This is a genomic window from Streptomyces sp. NPDC102406 (genome assembly GCF_044765725.1).
In the GTDB taxonomy this organism is placed as follows: domain Bacteria; phylum Actinomycetota; class Actinomycetes; order Streptomycetales; family Streptomycetaceae; genus Streptomyces.
Genome location: NZ_JBIWKP010000003.1, coordinates 176,681 through 193,608 on the forward strand (window position 1 = coordinate 176,681; position 16,928 = coordinate 193,608).

The 16,928-nt window shown below is 72.5% G+C and carries 18 protein-coding genes; 6 read left to right on the plus strand and 12 right to left on the minus strand.

Going from position 1 to position 16,928, the window contains the following annotated elements; genetic code table 11:
* Positions 1-72: 72 nt before the first annotated feature.
* The 3 genes from ACIRF8_RS14425 (at position 73) to ACIRF8_RS14435 (ending at position 2,285) form a co-directional block, all read left to right on the plus strand.
* The gene (locus ACIRF8_RS14425) at positions 73-315 is read left to right on the plus strand and encodes a DUF6480 family protein (RefSeq protein WP_404214561.1); all 243 of its coding nucleotides are present in this window, start codon (positions 73-75) and stop codon (positions 313-315) included.
* A gap of 81 nt (positions 316-396) precedes the next feature.
* Entirely contained in the window at positions 397-549 is a 153-nt protein-coding gene (locus tag ACIRF8_RS14430) for a hypothetical protein (RefSeq protein WP_404214563.1), read from the plus strand.
* 77 nt (positions 550-626) lie between these two features.
* Positions 627-2,285 carry a catalase gene (locus ACIRF8_RS14435; RefSeq protein ID WP_404214565.1) on the plus strand — a complete coding sequence of 553 codons (1,659 nt, stop codon included), beginning with the start codon at positions 627-629 and terminating at the stop codon, positions 2,283-2,285.
* A gap of 50 nt (positions 2,286-2,335) precedes the next feature.
* Here the strand turns inward: ACIRF8_RS14435 and ACIRF8_RS14440 are convergent, their stop codons facing one another.
* Positions 2,336-2,836, minus strand: coding sequence for a DUF1360 domain-containing protein (locus ACIRF8_RS14440; protein WP_404214567.1), 501 nt, complete (start codon positions 2,834-2,836; stop codon positions 2,336-2,338).
* A gap of 182 nt (positions 2,837-3,018) precedes the next feature.
* Between ACIRF8_RS14440 and ACIRF8_RS14445 the strand changes: the two genes are divergently transcribed.
* The 3 genes from ACIRF8_RS14445 to ACIRF8_RS14455 all read left to right on the plus strand — a co-directional run bounded on the left by ACIRF8_RS14445 (position 3,019) and on the right by ACIRF8_RS14455 (position 5,349).
* Positions 3,019-3,327 (plus strand): hypothetical protein, encoded by a 309-nt coding sequence (locus ACIRF8_RS14445; protein WP_404214568.1) that lies wholly within the window; start codon positions 3,019-3,021, stop codon positions 3,325-3,327.
* A 90-nt stretch (positions 3,328-3,417) separates the two neighbouring features.
* Positions 3,418-4,452, plus strand: coding sequence for a DNA topoisomerase IB (locus tag ACIRF8_RS14450; protein ID WP_404214570.1), 1,035 nt, complete (start codon positions 3,418-3,420; stop codon positions 4,450-4,452).
* Between the two features lie 141 nt (positions 4,453-4,593).
* Positions 4,594-5,349, plus strand: a complete 756-nt coding sequence (locus ACIRF8_RS14455) for a phosphatase PAP2 family protein (RefSeq protein ID WP_404214572.1) — start codon at positions 4,594-4,596, stop codon at positions 5,347-5,349.
* A gap of 13 nt (positions 5,350-5,362) precedes the next feature.
* On the opposite strand, the gene ACIRF8_RS14460 is transcribed toward ACIRF8_RS14455, so the two are convergent.
* Genes ACIRF8_RS14460 through ACIRF8_RS14510 form a run of 11 tightly spaced genes read right to left on the minus strand, consistent with a single transcriptional unit; the run spans position 5,363 to position 16,928 of the window.
* Entirely contained in the window at positions 5,363-6,688 is a 1,326-nt protein-coding gene (locus ACIRF8_RS14460; protein ID WP_404214574.1) for a glutamate-1-semialdehyde 2,1-aminomutase, read from the minus strand.
* A gap of 6 nt (positions 6,689-6,694) precedes the next feature.
* Entirely contained in the window at positions 6,695-7,246 is a 552-nt protein-coding gene (locus tag ACIRF8_RS14465) for a dTDP-4-dehydrorhamnose 3,5-epimerase family protein (protein ID WP_404214576.1), read from the minus strand.
* A complete protein-coding gene (locus ACIRF8_RS14470) occupies positions 7,243-8,469 on the minus strand; it encodes a polysaccharide pyruvyl transferase family protein (protein ID WP_404214578.1) in 1,227 nt (408 codons plus the stop codon). Before ACIRF8_RS14470 ends, ACIRF8_RS14465 begins: the two co-directional genes overlap by 4 nt.
* Positions 8,466-9,410: a glycosyltransferase family 2 protein gene (locus tag ACIRF8_RS14475; RefSeq protein WP_404214580.1), complete on the minus strand. Its 945-nt coding sequence runs from the start codon at positions 9,408-9,410 to the stop codon at positions 8,466-8,468. The genes ACIRF8_RS14470 and ACIRF8_RS14475 overlap by 4 nt, the downstream gene beginning before the upstream one ends.
* Entirely contained in the window at positions 9,407-10,705 is a 1,299-nt protein-coding gene (locus ACIRF8_RS14480) for a hypothetical protein (protein ID WP_404214582.1), read from the minus strand. The genes ACIRF8_RS14475 and ACIRF8_RS14480 overlap by 4 nt, the downstream gene beginning before the upstream one ends.
* On the minus strand, positions 10,702-11,976 hold the full coding sequence (locus tag ACIRF8_RS14485) for a DUF4910 domain-containing protein (protein WP_404214584.1): 1,275 nt from the start codon (positions 11,974-11,976) through the stop codon (positions 10,702-10,704). The genes ACIRF8_RS14480 and ACIRF8_RS14485 overlap by 4 nt, the downstream gene beginning before the upstream one ends.
* Positions 11,973-12,998 (minus strand): NAD-dependent epimerase/dehydratase family protein, encoded by a 1,026-nt coding sequence (locus ACIRF8_RS14490; protein ID WP_404214585.1) that lies wholly within the window; start codon positions 12,996-12,998, stop codon positions 11,973-11,975. The genes ACIRF8_RS14485 and ACIRF8_RS14490 overlap by 4 nt, the downstream gene beginning before the upstream one ends.
* A 3-nt stretch (positions 12,999-13,001) precedes the next feature.
* Positions 13,002-13,652: a PIG-L deacetylase family protein gene (locus ACIRF8_RS14495; RefSeq protein ID WP_404214587.1), complete on the minus strand. Its 651-nt coding sequence runs from the start codon at positions 13,650-13,652 to the stop codon at positions 13,002-13,004.
* Positions 13,649-14,443: a glucose-1-phosphate cytidylyltransferase gene (locus tag ACIRF8_RS14500; RefSeq protein WP_404214589.1), complete on the minus strand. Its 795-nt coding sequence runs from the start codon at positions 14,441-14,443 to the stop codon at positions 13,649-13,651. The genes ACIRF8_RS14495 and ACIRF8_RS14500 overlap by 4 nt, the downstream gene beginning before the upstream one ends.
* Positions 14,440-15,690 carry a class I SAM-dependent methyltransferase gene (locus ACIRF8_RS14505; protein ID WP_404214591.1) on the minus strand — a complete coding sequence of 417 codons (1,251 nt, stop codon included), beginning with the start codon at positions 15,688-15,690 and terminating at the stop codon, positions 14,440-14,442. The genes ACIRF8_RS14500 and ACIRF8_RS14505 overlap by 4 nt, the downstream gene beginning before the upstream one ends.
* A complete protein-coding gene (locus ACIRF8_RS14510) occupies positions 15,687-16,928 on the minus strand; it encodes a glycosyltransferase (RefSeq protein ID WP_404214593.1) in 1,242 nt (413 codons plus the stop codon). Before ACIRF8_RS14510 ends, ACIRF8_RS14505 begins: the two co-directional genes overlap by 4 nt.

Consider the following 16,928-nt stretch of genomic DNA (forward strand, 5'->3'; position numbering starts at 1 on the left):
ACCGTGCCCTGCGCTCACACATCGCGCCCGGACGAGAGGTGAGTCCTGGCGTGTCGTGGGAACTTGGGACGCATGACCCCTTCCAACCCTCCGGACCCGGATCCGGACCCCCGCAGCTCGACAGGACTGGAACCGGGCGGGGGCGTGCCGCCCGGGGAGACGCCCCCGGCCGAGAGCAGCATGCCGGGGGCGGGACCGCAGGAGACGCACAACCCGCCGAAGGGCTGGGCGAAGGGCCCACTGACCGTGATCATCGCCCTCGTGGTGCTGGTCGCGGCGTTCTTCCTCGTCTACGCGCTCGTCCTGCTGCTGTGACCGGGCGCGGCGAGGGGCACGGCCGGGAGACGGCCATGAGGAGCGAGCAGCACGAACCAGTACGTGACGGAGGCAGGACCCATGAGTGAGAACACGCCGTCCCAGGCCGAGGGCGACCGCGACACGAGCGGTGAGGAGGCACGGGGGCGCGAGTACGCCGAGCCGCCGCGCACGACGCCGTCGCAGGCCGAGGGCGACGACGACGGGGACGGGGACGAGGACCCCACGGAGTAAAGAGGACCCCACGGAGTAAAACGGAACAAAAGGCAAGAGAAGGCTTACGCACACACGGGTCGAAGGAGTCGACGAAGGTGACGGACGTAGCAAGCAAGGGCCCCGCCCCGGACGACGACCGGGAGACGCTCACCAACCGGCAGGGCCACCCGGTCCACGACAACCAGAACCAGCGCACCGTCGGTGCCCGCGGCCCCGCGACGTTGGAGAACTACCAGTTCCTGGAGAAGATCAGCCACTTCGACCGCGAACGTGTCCCGGAGCGTGTCGTCCACGCTCGGGGTGTGACGGCCTACGGCTACTTCGAGGCGTACGGCACCTTCGGCGACGAGCCGATCGCCCGCTTCACCCGCGCCAAGCTGTTCCAGGAGCGCGGCAAGCGCACCGACGTCGCCGTACGCTTCTCCACCGTCATCGGCGGCCGTGACTCCTCCGAGGCCGCCCGCGACCCGCGCGGCTTCGCGGTGAAGTTCTACACCGAGGACGGCAACTGGGACCTCGTCGGCAACAACCTGGCCGTCTTCTTCATCCGGGACGCGATCAAGTTCCCCGACGTCATCCACGCGCTCAAGCCGGACCCGGTGACCTTCGAGCAGCAGCCGCGGCGCATCTTCGACTTCATGTCGCAGACCCCCGAGTCCATGCACATGCTGATCAACCTGTTCAGCCCGCGCGGCATCCCCGCCGACTACCGCCACATGCAGGGCTTCGGCGTCAACACGTACAAGTGGGTGAACGAGGAGGGGCAGAGCCTCCTCGTGAAGTACCACTGGATGCCCAAGCAGGGTGTGCGCTCGATGACCGAGGAGGACGCGGCCAACGTGCAGGCCGAGGGGCTCGGCCACGCCACCAAGGATCTGTACGAGGCGGTCGGGCGCGGCGAGTACCCGGAGTGGGAGCTGCTCGTCCAGGTCATGGAGGACCACGACCACCCCGAGCTGGACTTCGACCCGCTCGACGACACGAAGGTCTGGCCGGAGCAGGAGTTCCCGCCGAAGCCGGTCGGCCGGATGGTCCTCGACCGGATGCCGGAGAACTACTTCGCCGAGAACGAGCAGATCTCCTTCGGTACCGGCGTCCTCGTCGACGGCCTCGACTTCTCCGACGACAAGATGCTGGTCGGGCGGACCTTCTCCTACAGCGACACCCAGCGCTACCGGGTCGGCCCCAACTACCTCCAGCTCCCCGTCAACCAGGCCAAGAACGCGCGGGTGCGCACCAACCAGCGCGACGGCCAGATGACCTATCACGTCGACGGGGGCGGCGAGAACCCCCTCGTCAACTACGAGCCGTCCATCACCGGCGGCCTGCGCGAGGCGCAGTACCCCACCCCGGACGAGGTGGGCCCCGAGATCAGCGGCAGGCTCACCCGCAAGCGCATCCCGCGCACCAACGACTACCTCCAGGCCGGGCAGCGCTACTGCCTCCTGGAACACTGGGAGCGCGACGACCTCGTCAAGAACTTCATCGATCTGCTCTCGCAGTGCGACCGGGCGGTCCAGGAGCGGATGGTCTGGCACTTCCTGCTCGTGGAGAACGAGCTGGGGCTCAAGGTCGGTGAGGGGCTCGGCATCGGCCCGAAGGATGTCGCGCACCTGGAGCCGCTGGCCGGCCAGGACCTGACCGACGAGGACCGCGCGCGCCTCGCCCGCCTGGGGGAGAACCCGCCGCGCGACGTCAGCGGCCTGACGATGACGCACTGCGTCCCCGACGAGCGGCACGTCGTCACCCGCTGAGAGACCCAACGCCCCGCGGGCCGCGGCCCGCGGGGCGTTCGGGGCGGCTCCTACTTCTCGGCGTGCTCCTGCGTCCAGGTCCAGGCGTACTGCAACCAGTCGGACAGGGCCATCGCGGTCAGGGTGGCCCCGGCCATCCGCGCCGCCCGGGGAGCCAGGACGTAGGCGCCCGCCAGGCCCGACGCCGTCCACGCCGACACGCAGAACGGGCACGTCACCAGGTCGCCCACCGCCAGTCGCAGCCCGCTGCCGCGCGGCTCGTCCATGGCCTCACCCGCCGTCGTGTCCTCCACCCTGCGGGAGAACGGGGCCCGGAGGAAGCTGGTGATCTTGTCCTTGGAGAGCAGCCGTGCCGTCTTGTACGTCGCCACACCCAGCAGCGCCACGTCCCACGGCGGCACCCGGTCGGGCAGGGTCACCCCGCGCTTGCGGGCCACGGCCACGAAGGCCCCGGCCGCCGCCGCGAACGTCGTCGCCACGGCGGCGTAGCCCGCGAGAGGCACGGCCCCTCGCTCGTCGTACGTCTGCCCGTCGGGCTGCTCGGTGGTCATCGTGCCTCCAGCGGACTGCGGTGAACATCGTGGACAGAAAAGTATGATTTCGGTCTAAAGCTACCTAAAAGGAAGGTAACAGCGATCATGGGGGACATCTCCGGAACGGAACGGACGGGACCGGGAAACGAGTTCCACGCGATCCGTGACCTGAACCCCACCCGGAACCGGTGAGGCACGCCATGGCACCACGCACGACCTACGCGGTCGCCGCCTCCGGCCAGTGGACCGACGAGGAGGAGGGCCGGCAGCGGCTGCCCGCCGGTGAGGCACACGCATGGGAACGCGGTCGCAACGAGACCGTCTGCGGACTCTCCCTCAGCCGGTCCCGGCTCACCCGCTTCCCGCACGTGCCCTGGACGGACGCCATTCCCGAGTCGGGCGGCTCCGCGGACCGCGTCCAGCGGCTGTGCCCCCGCTGCGCCTCCGTCGCCGGACGCAGGGGCACCGACGCCAAGCCCCCGTGGCGGCGCGTCAACCCCCGCCCGTGAGCACGGTGGGGCAGAGGCGCGTGGGGCGTACGGGACACCGGGGCGGGTATCGGTACGACAGACTTCAGCGGGCCCGTTTCGGGAGGTCGGATGCGTCTTCACCACAGTCGTCCCACTGACCCCGGCTTCCGCCGCCTGCGCCACGGACGCGGCTTCCGCTACCTCGACGCCCAGGGGCAGCCGCTGCGCGACCCGGCCCAACTGGAGCGCATCCGCGAGCTGGTCATCCCGCCCGCCTGGCGAGACGTGTGGATCTGCACCCGCGCCAACGGGCACCTCCAGGCCGTCGGCACCGACGCCGCGGGCCGCCGCCAGTACCTGTACCACCCGCAGTTCCGCGCGGAGCAGGAGCTGGCCAAGCACGAGCACGTGCTCGACGTCGCCGAGGCCCTGCCCGCGGTACGGGAGGCCGTCGAGGGCCATCTGAACGACCGCGGACTGACCCGGCAACGCGCCCTGTCCACCGCCGTACGCCTGCTCGACCTCGGCTTCTTCCGGATCGGCAGCGACCGCTACACCGAACTGAACAACAGCTACGGCCTCACCACCCTGCTGCGCGAACAGTGCCGCTGCCGCTCGGGGACGGTCGCGTTCACCTACACCGGCAAGCACGGCAAGGAGATCGCCCAGACCATCGCGGACCCCGCCGCCTGCCGCAGCCTCACCGCGATGATGCGGCGCCGAGGCGGCGACGACCGGCTCCTCGCCTACTGGGAACAGCGCTCCTGGCACCCGGTGACCGGCGACGACGTGAACGCCTACCTCAAGGAACTCGCCGGTCTGGAGATCACCGCCAAGGACTTCCGCACCTGGCACGCCACCGTCCTGGCCGCCGTGGCCCTGGCCGTCTCCCGGTCCGTCGCGGACAGCGAGACCGCCCGGCGCCGGGCCATCGCCCGGGCCGCCCGCGAGGTCTCCGGATACCTCGGCAACACCCCCGCGGTCTGCCGCGCCTCCTACATCAACCCCCGGGTCATCGAGCTGTACGAGGAGGGCGTGACGGTCACCGAAGCGCTGACCCACCTCGGCGACGAGGGCACCGACGGCGCACCCGCCACCCACGGCCCCGTCGAACAGGCGGTGCTGCGCATGCTCCGGGAACACACCCCCACCACGGGGAGCTGAGCGACGGCCCGTTGTCGTCCGCCCATCCGGCGATCACGCCACGCCGCCGGACGACAACGGGCATCCTTGAGAGCGCGGTCATCGACCGCCTCACGGTGCCGAGGGCCCGGAGCGGGGCGAGGCAACAGGAGGCGCTGACGCATGACCGGCCACCACGACTTACCTCCCGTCACCGCGGACACGGCCCGGCCGGGCGGGCCCGAGGAACACCCGCCCGCCCGGCCGGAACCACCCCTGCTGCCCCCGGCGCTGCGCCTCTGGCTCGGGCTGACCGCGGCGCTCGCCACGCTGGTGGTCGTCGCACTCGGTGCCCTGTACGCCGGTCACGGCGAGCCGGGCCGGGTGGACCGCTGGGTCGTCCTGCCGACGGCGGACAGCGTCGGGCCGCCGTGGCGGGCCCCCGCCCTGGCCACGGACTTCCTGGGGGAGCCCGTCGGCGCCGCCGTGCTGGTCGTGGCCGCCGTGACGGGCTGCCTGCTGCTGCGGCGCCCCCGCGCGGCGGTGTTCGTCGTGGCCGGTGTCGCCCTGACCGTGGGGGCGGCGACCCTGCTCAAGCACCTGGTGGGGCGCACCATCCACGGCGAGGGCAACCTGTCCTACCCGAGCGGGCACACCGCCTTCCTCACCGCGATCGCCCTCATGGCCGCGCTGGTCGCGATCGGCAGGAGCGGCCTCGGCAGGACGGCCGGCACAGCACTCGTGCTCGCCGCGGCGCTGGCCGCGGGCGCCGCCATGGGCTGGGCGGAGGTCGCCCTGGGCGCGCACTACCCGACCGACGCCGTCGGCGGCTGGTGCACCGCGCTGGCGGTGGTCCCGGCGACCGCGTGGCTGGTCGACCGGCTGACCGACCGCAGAACCGGAACCCGCCCGGATCCCCGTACGCCACAAGCCCGCTGACGCCGGGTCACCCCTACACGAGGCGGCGGAACACCGGCTTCACCGGGCGCCCGGCCATCCACGGCGTGGGATCACCGGCGTCCAGCGCCTTGCGGTACACCGCGCACGCCTGGGCCACCGCCTCCAGGGTGAGGTCGATGTCGGCGTCGCTGAGCGCGCTGCTCACCACGAACGACGGGGCGAGCACCCCGCCCGCGAGGAGCCGGCGCAGGAACAGGGTGCGATACCCCTGGGACGGCTGCCGGTTCTCGTCGAGGGTGGCGAAGACCAGGTTGCTGGCCCGGCCCCGGACCACGACGTGGTCGCCGACGCCCATCCCGGCCGCGACCTCGCGGACACCGGCCGCGAGCCGCTCGCCCAGCGCGTGCAGCCGGGCGGTGATGCCTTCCTCGACATAGGTGGCCTGGACCGCCATGGCGGCGGCCAGCGCGTGGGTCTCCGCGCCGTGCGTCGTGGACAGCAGGAACACCCGGTCGCCGGAGTGCCGCAGCCCGCCCCGCTCCATCAGGTCGCGGCGCCCGGCCAGCGCGGAGACGGCGAACCCGTTGCCCAGCGCCTTGCCGAAGGTGGAGAGGTCGGGGGTGACGCCGTACAGGCCCTGGGCGCCCGCCTCGGACCAGCGCAGACCGGTGATCATCTCGTCGAAGACCAGGACGCAGCCGTGCCGGTCGGCCAGTTCGCGCAGGCCCGCGAGGTAGCCGGGCGGCGGCTCGACGTGGCCCGCGGGTTCGAGGATCAGACAGGCGATCTCGTCCGGGTACCGGGTGAGCAGGTCCTCCGTGGCGGCCAGGTCGCCGTAGGGGAAGGACACGGTGAGATCGGTGATCGCCGCCGGGATGCCCGCGGACATCGGCGTGGTCCCGATGAACCAGTCGTCGACGGAGAAGAACGGATGGTCGCCGCAGATCGCCACCCGAGGACGCCCGGTGGCGGCGCGGGCGAGGCGGACCGCCGCGGTGGTGACGTCCGAGCCGTTCTTCGCGAACTTCACCATCTCGGCGGTCGGCACGGTGGCCAGGAAACGCTCGGCCGCCTCGACCTCCACGATGGACGGCCGGACGAAGTTGCCGCCGCGGTCGATCTCGCGCCGGACCGCCTCGACCACGCGCGGGTGGGCGTGGCCGAGGCTGACCGAGCGCAGCCCCGAGCCGTACTCGACGTAACGGTTGTCGTCGATGTCCCAGACATGGGCGCCGCGACCGTGGCTGATGACCGGGGCCAGGTTCTCGGGGTACTGGTCGTCGCCCTTGGCGTAGGTGTGCGCGCCGCCGGGGATCAGGGCGTGCAGCCGCTCGTTGGCCGCCCGCGACCGGGGCAGGAAGAACTCTTCGGGGTCCACGCTGCGTCAGCTCTCTTCCTGCTTCAGGACCTCGGCGAGGCTCGGCGCCTCCCGGTCCCGCTGGGACACCGACACGGCGGGCAGCGGCCAGGGGACGGCCAGCTCCGGGTCGTCGAAGGCGATCGTCACGTCCTCGGCCGGATCGTGCGGGCGGTCGATCCGGTAAGAGGTGTCGGCGGTCTCGGTCAGCGCCTGGAAGCCGTGCGCGCAGCCCGCCGGGATGTAGAGGGTCGCCTGCGTCCGGTCGGACAGGTCGAAGTAGCCCCGGCCCAGGTAGGTCGGCGAGTCCGGCCGCAGGTCCACGACGACGTCGAAGATCCGCCCGTACGAGCAGCGCACCAGCTTCGCCTCGCCCGCTCCGGAGCGCAGGTGCAGCCCGCGCACCACCCCTTTCGCGGAGCGGGAGACGCTGTCCTGGACGAAGGCGCACGGGTCGAGGCCCACCGAGAGGATCACGTCGGCGTCGAAGGTGCGGCTGAAGAAGCCGCGCTCGTCGGAGTGGGGCGTCGGTTCGAACAGGTACGCCCCGGCGATCTCCGGGACTTCGGTGGCTTTCATCGGTTCTCCCGCGGTGCGTGGGCGTGGGTGGTGGCGCTCGTCGGGAACAGCGCCGCCGACAGGGCGGTGAACTGGCGCTCCAGGTCCCGGGCGGCGTCCCGGTTCGCCTCGGTGAGGGTCTGCCGCAGCTCGGCCGACCGCTTCTCCAGCGTCCGGAACTGCTCCAGGAGCCGGTCGGCGTCGATCTCGCGCGCCGGGTGGCAGTACGCGCCGAGGCCCATCCGGGCCATGAGAGCGTCGCTCTTGGCCGCATAGCTGACGGCGAGCACCGGGGTGCCGGCCTTCAGCGCGCAGACCAGGTTGTGGTACCTGACCGCCACCGCGCTGTCGGCGGCGGCCATCTCCTTCATCAGGTCGGTCAGTGAGGCGGCCTCGGCGGCGGTGACCAGCGGCGAGTTCACCGCGTCGAGGATCGCCCCGACCACCGGCGCGTCGCACGCGTCGCCGGTGAGCAGCCGCACCGGCCTGCCCTCCTGGACCAGGGTCCGGACGAACCGGATCGTCCCGTCGAGGTAGCGCTGATAGATCTCCCCGGCCCGGGCGCGGTCGTCGTTGGAGCCGTGGAAGTCCATGACGCCGACGCAGACCCGGCCCGGCGGACCCGCGGGCCCGTCCGGCCGCGGCGTCGGCAGGGCGAACGCGAGGTCCGGGTAGACCTCGTCGCGCGCGGTGTCCACGCCCATCGCCCGCATCGCGTCGCGCGACGCGGCGTCCCGGTACGAGCGGTACGCGGCGAGCCGCGCCGAGCGGCGCACCAGGGCCCGGGTCGGCCGGTCACGGATCGCGGCGGCGCCGACGCTGACCAGCGCGACCGGGGTGCGCAGCAGCCGCCCGCTCGCGCAGAGCAGGAACAGCGAGTACGGGAAGCCCCACGGCCGCAGCGGCAGGGTGGCCTCCAGGACGCCCATGCCCGGCACGATCACCGCGTCGTGGCGACGCACCCAGGCGGCGGTGCGGAACACGTCGAGGAGCTTGCCGAGCCCCTTCCCGGCGATCGCGCCGGCCCGCGACGCGGTCCGGTACTCCCCGCGGTACCAGTGCAGCCGCGTCGCGGGGATCCCGTAGCGGGCGCTGACCGCCTCGGGGCCGCCGCACAGCGCGTCCACGGCCGCGTCCGGGTGTGCGGCGCGCAGGTAGTCGAGCACCGCCTCCAGCGACCCGTCGTTGCCGAGGTTGCCGGAGCCGAGCAGGCCGAACACGCCGACGCGGGGAGCGGTCCTCATGCCCGCCCCTCGCGGCCCGCGACAAGGGCGTCGACGGAGACGTCGAACTCGGCCGGGTCGACCGGCGCCCGGTCCTCGACCCGCTCGCCCGCGCCCGGCCGCACCCGGCTGGTCAGCCACGCGGCCAGATGGCGGTGGCAGGCACGCCGGTCGGCCGCGGACAGCGGTGCCCGCTGGATCGCCGAGGCGAACCCCCACACGTACTCGGCGAGCAGCCGGGGCGTCGGGTGCAGCGGGCCGGCCCGGCGCGGGTCCAGATTGACGCAGCGGGAGCGCTTGGACGGGTTGGCGCGCTCGGCGCGGGTGGGGTGGTCGCGACGGAAGTACAGCAGCTCCGGCACCTGGTGGAAGGGCCCGTGCAGGGCGATCTCGGCGACGAACGTGCGGTCCGCGTGGTGGTAGCTGTCGTGCGGCTTCACACGGCGCAGCACGTCGGCCCTGATGACGCCGTAGAAGTCGTCGCCGCCCGGCTCGAACAGCATGCTGCGGAAGCGTTCGGGGGCGCGCGGCGAGTCGGTGGCGAGCGTGTACGCGTAGGGGACCTTCACCTTTCCGTCCTCGTCGATGACCGCCTGGTCGGCGTGGGCGAGGACCACCTGCGGCATCTCGTCCAGCGCCTCCACGCAGCGCCGGAGCAGGTCCCGGGCGTACAGGTCGTCGTGCGAGGCCCACTTGAAGAGTGCGCCGTGGCACTGGGTGAACACGTAGTTGTGGTTCGGCGCGGCGCCGATGTTCCGGCTCAGCCGGATGTACCGGATCCGCGGGTCCCGCGCGGCGTAGGCGCGGCAGATCTCCTCGGTCCCGTCGGTCGAGGCGTTGTCGGAGACGACCAGCTCGAAGTCCTCGTAGGTCTGGCCGAGCAGGGCGTCGAACGACTCGGCCAGGTACTCCTCGCCGTTGTGGACGGGCAGGCCGATGCTCAGCCTGGGGTGGGCGGTCATGTGGTCCTCACTTCGGGGAGTGTCTGGTGTGGGCGCTCGCGCAGGGCGGACCGCAGGTTCAGCCACCACACGGCCGAGCCGCCGACGGTCGCGGCGGCGACGCCCCAGGCCGAGCCGACCGTGCCGGCGACGGCCGCCCCGCCGAGCCCGCCGCCGACGTAGCAGGCGGAGGCGAAGAGCTGGGAGCGCAGGCTGTGCCGGGCCGCGCCGAGCGCGCGCAGCCCGGCCGCGGCGCCGGTGCCGAGGCCGGCCCCCGCGACGCCGAGGGTGACCGGCAGGATGAGCTGGGAGGACGAGTGCCAGACGTCGCCGAGCACGAACGCGCCGAAACGGTCCGGCATGAGCAGCAGCGCCCCGCCCCACAGGAGCGCGGCGGTGGCCTGCCCGCCGCCGAGCACGAGACAGAACTTGGCGAGGCGGTGCGGGGCCTGCCGCAGCACCCGCGCCGCCTCCGGGACGGTGACGAGGGAGAGCCCCATCAGCACGGCGAGGAACGGGCCGAGCAGGAGCTCGGCGCCCCGGACCGCGCCGACCGCGCCGACGCCGACGATCGCGCCGAGGCCGTACGCCCTGAGCTGGCTCGCGCCGCTGAGGGCGACGTTCTCGACCAGGTACCGGTAGCCGAGATCGCGCTGCTCGCGAAGCCAGGCGCGGGCCCGCTCCGGCCGGGGCAGGATGCCGGACTGGAGGTAGCCGTACCCGGCCGCGACCGTGGCGGAGGCACCCCAGGCCAGCACGAAGGCGGCCACGGTGCCCGCGCGGGCCGCCACGACCATGGCCGGGACGAGCGCGACGCCCCACACGACATCGTTGAGGAACGCCTTCCGCCCGATCCCCGCGGCGAAGAACGAGAACCGCCAGGCGTCCTGCAACAACAGCCCCGGCAGCATGACGCCGAGGCAGGCGAACGCGGGCCCCACCTGCCCGCCGAGGGCGAGCCCGGCCACCAGGCAGAGTGCGCCGATGGCCGTCCCGATGCCGAGCGCGGTCCCGGCCGACCGGGCCACCGCGCCGCGCCAGGACGCCTCCGGTACGCCGCTGAAGCGCACGACGAGCGGATCGGTGGCGAGGCCGCGGGAGACGTTGAGCACCACGCCGTAGGTCACCCAGGCCAGGCTGAACACGCCGAACGCGCTCACCCCGAGGGAGCGGGCCACGTAGACGCCCACCACGAAGTTGCTCACGCTGGAGGCCGCCTGGTCGGCCAGGCCCCACGACAGCCGGCCGACCAGGGCCCGCTTGGCGGAGGACCCGGCCGGTCGCGTCTTCTCCCCCTCGGCGGTCACCGGCGTCATGCCTTGATCAGCCCGGCGCCTTGCAGGGCGTCGGCCGCGGCGGCGACGGCCTCGAACGGCAGCCCGGACCGCTCGGTGACGTCGAGCAGACTGTGCTCGCCGTCGGAGAGGCTGAGCACCCAGAGCATGGCCATCTGGGCCTGCTTGGCGTCGCTGCGGCCACCCAGCGAGTCGTACAACCCCCGTCTGCCGAGCTGCGGTTCGCCGTAGGGGCTGAGGTTGAGGTAGCGGCGGTTTCGGTCGAGGACGGCGAACGCCTCGCGGCAGACGCCGAGGGTGTCCGCCATCGCCTCGGGGGAGACGAAGTCCGGGTTGTCCGCCGAGGTGTGGTACTCGGGATAGGCGGCGTACGGGGTCCGGCTGAGCGAGCCCACCCCGAGGTCGAACCCGGGCGAGCAGTACTGGCGCTCGTCGTAGCCGTACGGGGTGAACTCGGTGATCCGGTGCGGGCGTTCGGAGGTCTCCAGGACGTGCCGCAGCACCCGGTCGATCTCCGCGTCCCCGCGCCGGCTCTGCTTGTACGTCAACTGCCCCCGGTCACCGGCGCAGGCCAGCACGAGGCCGTGCCGCACCCGCTCGATCCGCTCGATGTTGCGGGCCAGCCAGGTGATCGCCCCGACAGTGCCGGGCGCGAAGATGAACCGGTAGGTGTACCAGGGCGTCCGCTGGGCCAGCGCCTTGGCCAGGTACGTCGCCACCGCGATGCCGGCCAGGTTGTCGTTGGCCAGCGACGGGTGGCAGACGTGGCAGGAGACGATCACCTCGTCGGGCACCTGTCCGGGGACGACGTGCTCGGCGTAGGTGAGGTGGCCGTCGGCGAGGGTGGAGTCGATCCGCACCTCGTACTCCCCGTCCGGCAGCGCGTCCAGCGTCTCCTGCGCCAGGCAGAAGCCCCACTCCGGGGTGTAGTAGCTGGTGCGGTACGGCACCCAGGACGGATGGTCCGGCAGGGTGTGCAGGTGCGGGCGCAGCTCGTCGAGCGGCATGGTCGCCGACACCGGCACGCTGTAGCCGAGCACGTGCAGGCTGGACGCGGCGAAGTCGACGACCCGCCGGCCCGAGGCGTCGGCGACGTAGGCGTCCCGGATGTTCCACTCCTGCGGCACGGTCCAGTCGAGCACCTGCGTGCCCGTCGGCACCTCGTGCACCTGGAGCGGAAGGTACTCGCCGACGATGTCCAGGGTGGCCCGCACCCCGTCGCCCGTGATGCTCCGGCACAGCGGGTACAACCGCTCCACCAGCGCGTGCATCTCCTCGCCCACCGTGGTCATCGGCGCCACCGCAGGGTGTCGTCGACGGTGCCGGCGTCGGTCGCCGCGCGCAGCACCGCGAGGCGGGTGAAGCGCTGCTCGAAGCTCTCCTTGGTGAGCCCGAACTTCCGGTAGGCGTCGACGAGTTCGAGCGCGCCCCGCTTCACCGTCCACTCGCAGTCGAAGCCGGGGATCGCGGCGCGGAACCGGGCGAAGTCCACCCGGTAGGAGCGCGGGTCGGCACCGGCCTCCCCGGTGATCCTCACCTGCGAGCCGGACACCGCCTCGGCGACCTGCTCGGCGATCTCGGCGACGGTGACGTTGTTGACCTCGCTGCCGATGTTGAACGCCCGGTCGTGCACCGCCTCGCGGGGCGCGGTCAGCGCGGCCGTGAAGGCCCGCGCGATGTCGGCGGCGTGCACCAGCGGGCGCCAGGGGGTGCCGTCGGACAGGACGAGCACCTCGCCGGAGAGGAGCGCGTGGCCCACCAGGTTGTTCAGCACGATGTCGGCGCGCAGCCGCGGCGAGTAGCCGAAGGCGGTGGCGTTGCGCATGAACACCGGGGTGAAGTCGTCGTCGGCCAGCGCGTGCAGGTCGTCCTCGACCCGCACCTTGGACTCCGCGTAGGGCGTCACCGGGCGCAGCGGGGCGTCCTCCCCGACCAGCTCGGAGCCGCCGGCGGCACCGTAGACCGAGCAGGTCGACGCGTACAGGAAGCGCCGCACCCCGGCCTCGCGGGCCAGCCGGGCGAGGCGCACCGACGCGTGGTGGTTGATGTCGTAGGTGAGCTCGGGTGCCAGCGACCCCAGCGGGTCGTTGGAGAGCGCGGCCAGGTGGATCACGGCGTCCACCCCCGCCACGTGTTCGGCCGTGACGTCCCGCAGGTCCACCCGGTGTCCCGGGGGGTCGGCGGGCGGGTCGCCGAGCACGCAGTCGGCGAACAGGCCCGAATCAAGACCGACGACCTCGTGCCCGGCGGCGGCGAGGACCGGGGCCATCACGGTGCCGAGGTAGCCCTGGTGTCCGGTCAGCAGTACGCGCAAGGTTCATTCCCCCAGGTCGAGAGTGAGTTTGGTGACGGCGAACGCCTCGGCGTACCGCGCGTGGCATTCGATACCGCGGATGCGGGCGAGCCCGAGGAACGCCTCCCGGTCGTACCAGGGCCGGTGCCGCTGCGAGGGGTAGTGCTCCTGCAACAGCCGCACCTTCTGTTCGGCGGTCTCCGGCGCCAGCGGCTGGTACGCCGCCATACGGCCGAGATCGCCGTCCCACTTGACGATCTCGTAGCCCAGCACGAGATGGTCGCGGAACGCGGTGGGCACCAGGCGCGCGAGTTCCCGGTGGTCCTGGTGCGCGTCGTCGGTGCGCGGGGCGAGGACCAGGTCCGGCTCGGTCCGCCCGCGCAGCTCCTCCACCGCCGCCTTGGCCTCGTCCCAGTGCACGGGCATCCGCCCGTCCGGCAGCTTGAGCACGGTCAGGCGCAGATCGGCGCCGGGGCAGAAGGCGGTCAGCGCGGCCTGTTCCTCCTGCTCCCGCTCGCTGCCGCCGCCGGAGAGCACCAGCGCGTCGACGCGGAGCCCCGGCCGCGCCTGACACAGCGTCAGCAGTGTGCCACCGGCGCCGATGGCGATGTCGTCGCAGTGCGCGCCCAGCGCCACGATCCGGTCCAGACGCCGGCCGGCGCCGAGCCGGATCACGCGCCCACCCCGGCGCGGCCCCGCTCCCACACGGCCCACGGGCGCTCGCCCCGCGAGTAGGCGTCGTCGAGCGCGGCCCGCTCCTTGACGGTGTCGGTCGGCTTCCAGAAACCGCGGTGCTGATGCGCCACGAGGCGCCCCTGCTTGGCCAGCCCGCCACAACCGTCGGCGACCAGGTCCCCGTTCTCCGGTATGTGGTCGAAGACCTCCTGGCGGAGCACGAAGTACCCGCCGTTCTCCCACAGCGGCAGTTCGCTCACCGCGGTGATGCCCCCCACCAGGTTGTCCTCGCCCAGCTCCACGCAGTGGAACGAGGACTGCGGCGGCACCACCATCATCGACGCGCCGGCGTCGCGCCGGGCGAACTTCTCGATCATCTCCGGCAGCGGGGCGTCGGTGAGCACGTCGGCGTAGTTGGCGAGGAACATCTCGTCGCCGTCCAGGTGGTGGCGCACCCGGCGCAGCCGCTCCCCGATCGGTGACTCGATGCCGGTCTGCGCGAACGTGATCGTCCAGTCCGAGATGTCCGTGGACAACAGCTCGGGCCGTCCGCCGCGCAGGACGAAGTCGTTGGACGTCGTCTCCTCGTAGGTGAGGAAGAAGTTCTTGATGTGGTGGGCGCCGTAACCGAGGCACAGGATGAACTCCGTGTGCCCGAAGTGCGCGTAGTAGCGCATGACGTGCCAGATCAGCGGCCTGGGGCCGACCATCGCCATGGGCTTGGGCACGTCGTCGGCCGCGCCGTTGCGCATCCGCATCCCGTAACCGCCGCAGAACAGTACGACCTTCATGCTGTGCCCTCTTTCGCGACGTCCTCGACGATGCTCAGTTCCGGGATGGGGAAGACCAGCCGGCCGCCCCATTCGTGGACGAAGGCGAGCTGTTCGACCAGCTCGGCCCGCAGGTTCCACGGCAGGACGAGGACGTAGTCCGGCTTGTCGGCGGCTATCCGCTCGGGCTCCAGAATCGGGATCCGGGTCCCCGGCGTGAACCTGCCGTGCTTGTAGGGGTTGCGGTCGACCGTGTACGCGAGCAGGTCGGGCCGGACACCGCAGTGGTTGAGCAGGGTATTGCCCTTGCCGGGGGCGCCGTAGCCGACGACCGTCTCCCCGCGCTCCGCCGCCTCGACGAGGAAGCGCAGCAGGTCCCGGCGGACCTTGGCGACCCGGCCGGAGAACTCCGTGTACCCGGACAGCTCCTGGAGCCCGGCGGCCTTCTCCCTGGCCAGCACGTCGGCCACCTGCCGCGTCGGCTCGCCGGCCACCTCGGCGGGGCGCGCCCACAGCCGGATCGAGCCGCCGTGCGTGGGCAGCAACTCGACGTCCACGAGCGCCAGTCCACCGCTCGCGAGCGCCCGGATCGCGGACGCGACCGTGTAGTACTGGAAGTGCTCGTGGTAGATCGTGTCGTACTGGTTCTCCTCGATCAGGGTCAGCAGGTGCTGCACCTCGACGGAGACCCAGCCGTCGTCCGCGACCAGGGCGCGCAGCCCCTGGGTGAACCCGACGACATCGGGGATGTGCGCGTACACGTTGTTGGCCACGACCAGGTCGGCCGGGCCGTGCTCGGCGCGGACGGCCGCGCCCGTCTCGGGGCTCAGGAACTCCGAGAGCGTCGGCACCCCCGCCTCCCGCGCCACCGCGCCGACGTTCACCGACGGCTCGACACCCAGGCAGCGGACCCCCCGCTCCACCACGTGCTTCAGCAGGTACCCGTCGTTGCTCGCGACCTCGACCACGAAGGAGTCGGGGCCGAGACCCACGCGCGCCGCGGCGTCGGCGACGAAGGTGCGCGCGTGCTCCACCCAGGACGTCGAGTACGACGAGAAGTACGCGTACTCCTTGAACGTCTCCTCCGGCGTGATCAGCGGAGGGATCTGCGCGAGCCAGCAGTCGGTGCAGACCCGCAGATGCAGCGGGTACGCGGGCTCCGGCTCGTCCAGTTGCTCCGCCGCGAGAAAACTCTCGCACGGCGGGGTCGCCCCCAGGTCGACGACGCTCGCCAGCGCCGTCGAGCCGCAGAGTCGGCATCGTGTCATGCGTTTCCCCCCATGGTTTCCCTCCCTGTCGGCGGCGGGTTCTCCCCGCCGCCCGACCGGCCCGCGATGGCGGTCCGGTACTCCTCCAGCAGGCGCTCCAGGCCGACGGCCGGGCTGAACGCCTGCTCGTAACGGTGCCGGGCCGCCTGCCCCATCTCCCGGTTGCGGGCCGGTCCTGCCGCGATCCGGCGGATGCCGGACGCGAGCGAACCCGCGTCGCCCGGCGCGTGCAGCAGCCCGGTGACCCCGTCCTCGACGAGTTCGACGAAGGCGCCGTGCCCTGCGGCGACGGTCGGCACCCCGGCCGCCATCGCCTCCACGACCACCAGGCCGAACGCCTCCAGCCACGTCGAGGGAGCCACCACGGCGACGGCCCGCGCGACGGCCTTGCGGCACTCCGCCGGGTCGTACAGACCGGCGTAGCGCACGTCGTCCCGGCCCGCCGCCCACGCGGTGACCTCCCGCTCCAGCGGCCCCGTACCGGCGATGACGAGCGGCACACCGACACCGCCGCCCGCCGCGATCTCGTCCCACGCGGCCATCAGCAGCCGTACGCCCTTGGCCTCCGCGAGCCGCCCGAGATAGAGCAGATGCTCCCCGTCGCCCGTCCGGCGGACCTCCGGATCCGGCACGAAGTTGTGCTTCACCGCGAGTCGTTCGGCAGGCATGCCCGCCGACACCAGGACGTCGCGCTGCGCCGAGGAGATGCACAGGAACCGCTCCACGCCCGACCACCAGCGCCGCCGGTTGGCCGCCAGACTCACCGCGAGCGGCACCGTCGCCAGCCGGGAGCCGCGGTAGCAACCGTGCCGGACGGCGGGCAGCGGCGACGAGCCGACGCACTCCGTGCACGGCCGGCCGTCCCGTTGCAGCGTGCCGGGCGGGCAGACCTGCGTGTAGTTGTGCAGCGTGGCGACGGCCGGGACACCGGCGTCGGCGCACGCGGCCAGGACCGCGGGGGACAGGAGCGGGAAGACGTTGTGGACGTGCACCACGTCCGGCCGCTCGGCGCGCAGCCGCGCGGCCAGCTCCGAGCGGACCGCCGGGTTCCACGGCACCAGGAGCGGCACGGCCGCCTTCCCCAGGAGGGACCGGCCGGCGATGTCGTCGCTGCGCCGCTCGAACACCCCGACCCGGTGGCCGGCCGCGCGCAGCAGCTCCACCTCCTGGTCGACGACCTTGTTCTCGCCGCTCGGCTGCCCCGACGAGTAGTGGTTGTGCACCACGAGGACGTGCAT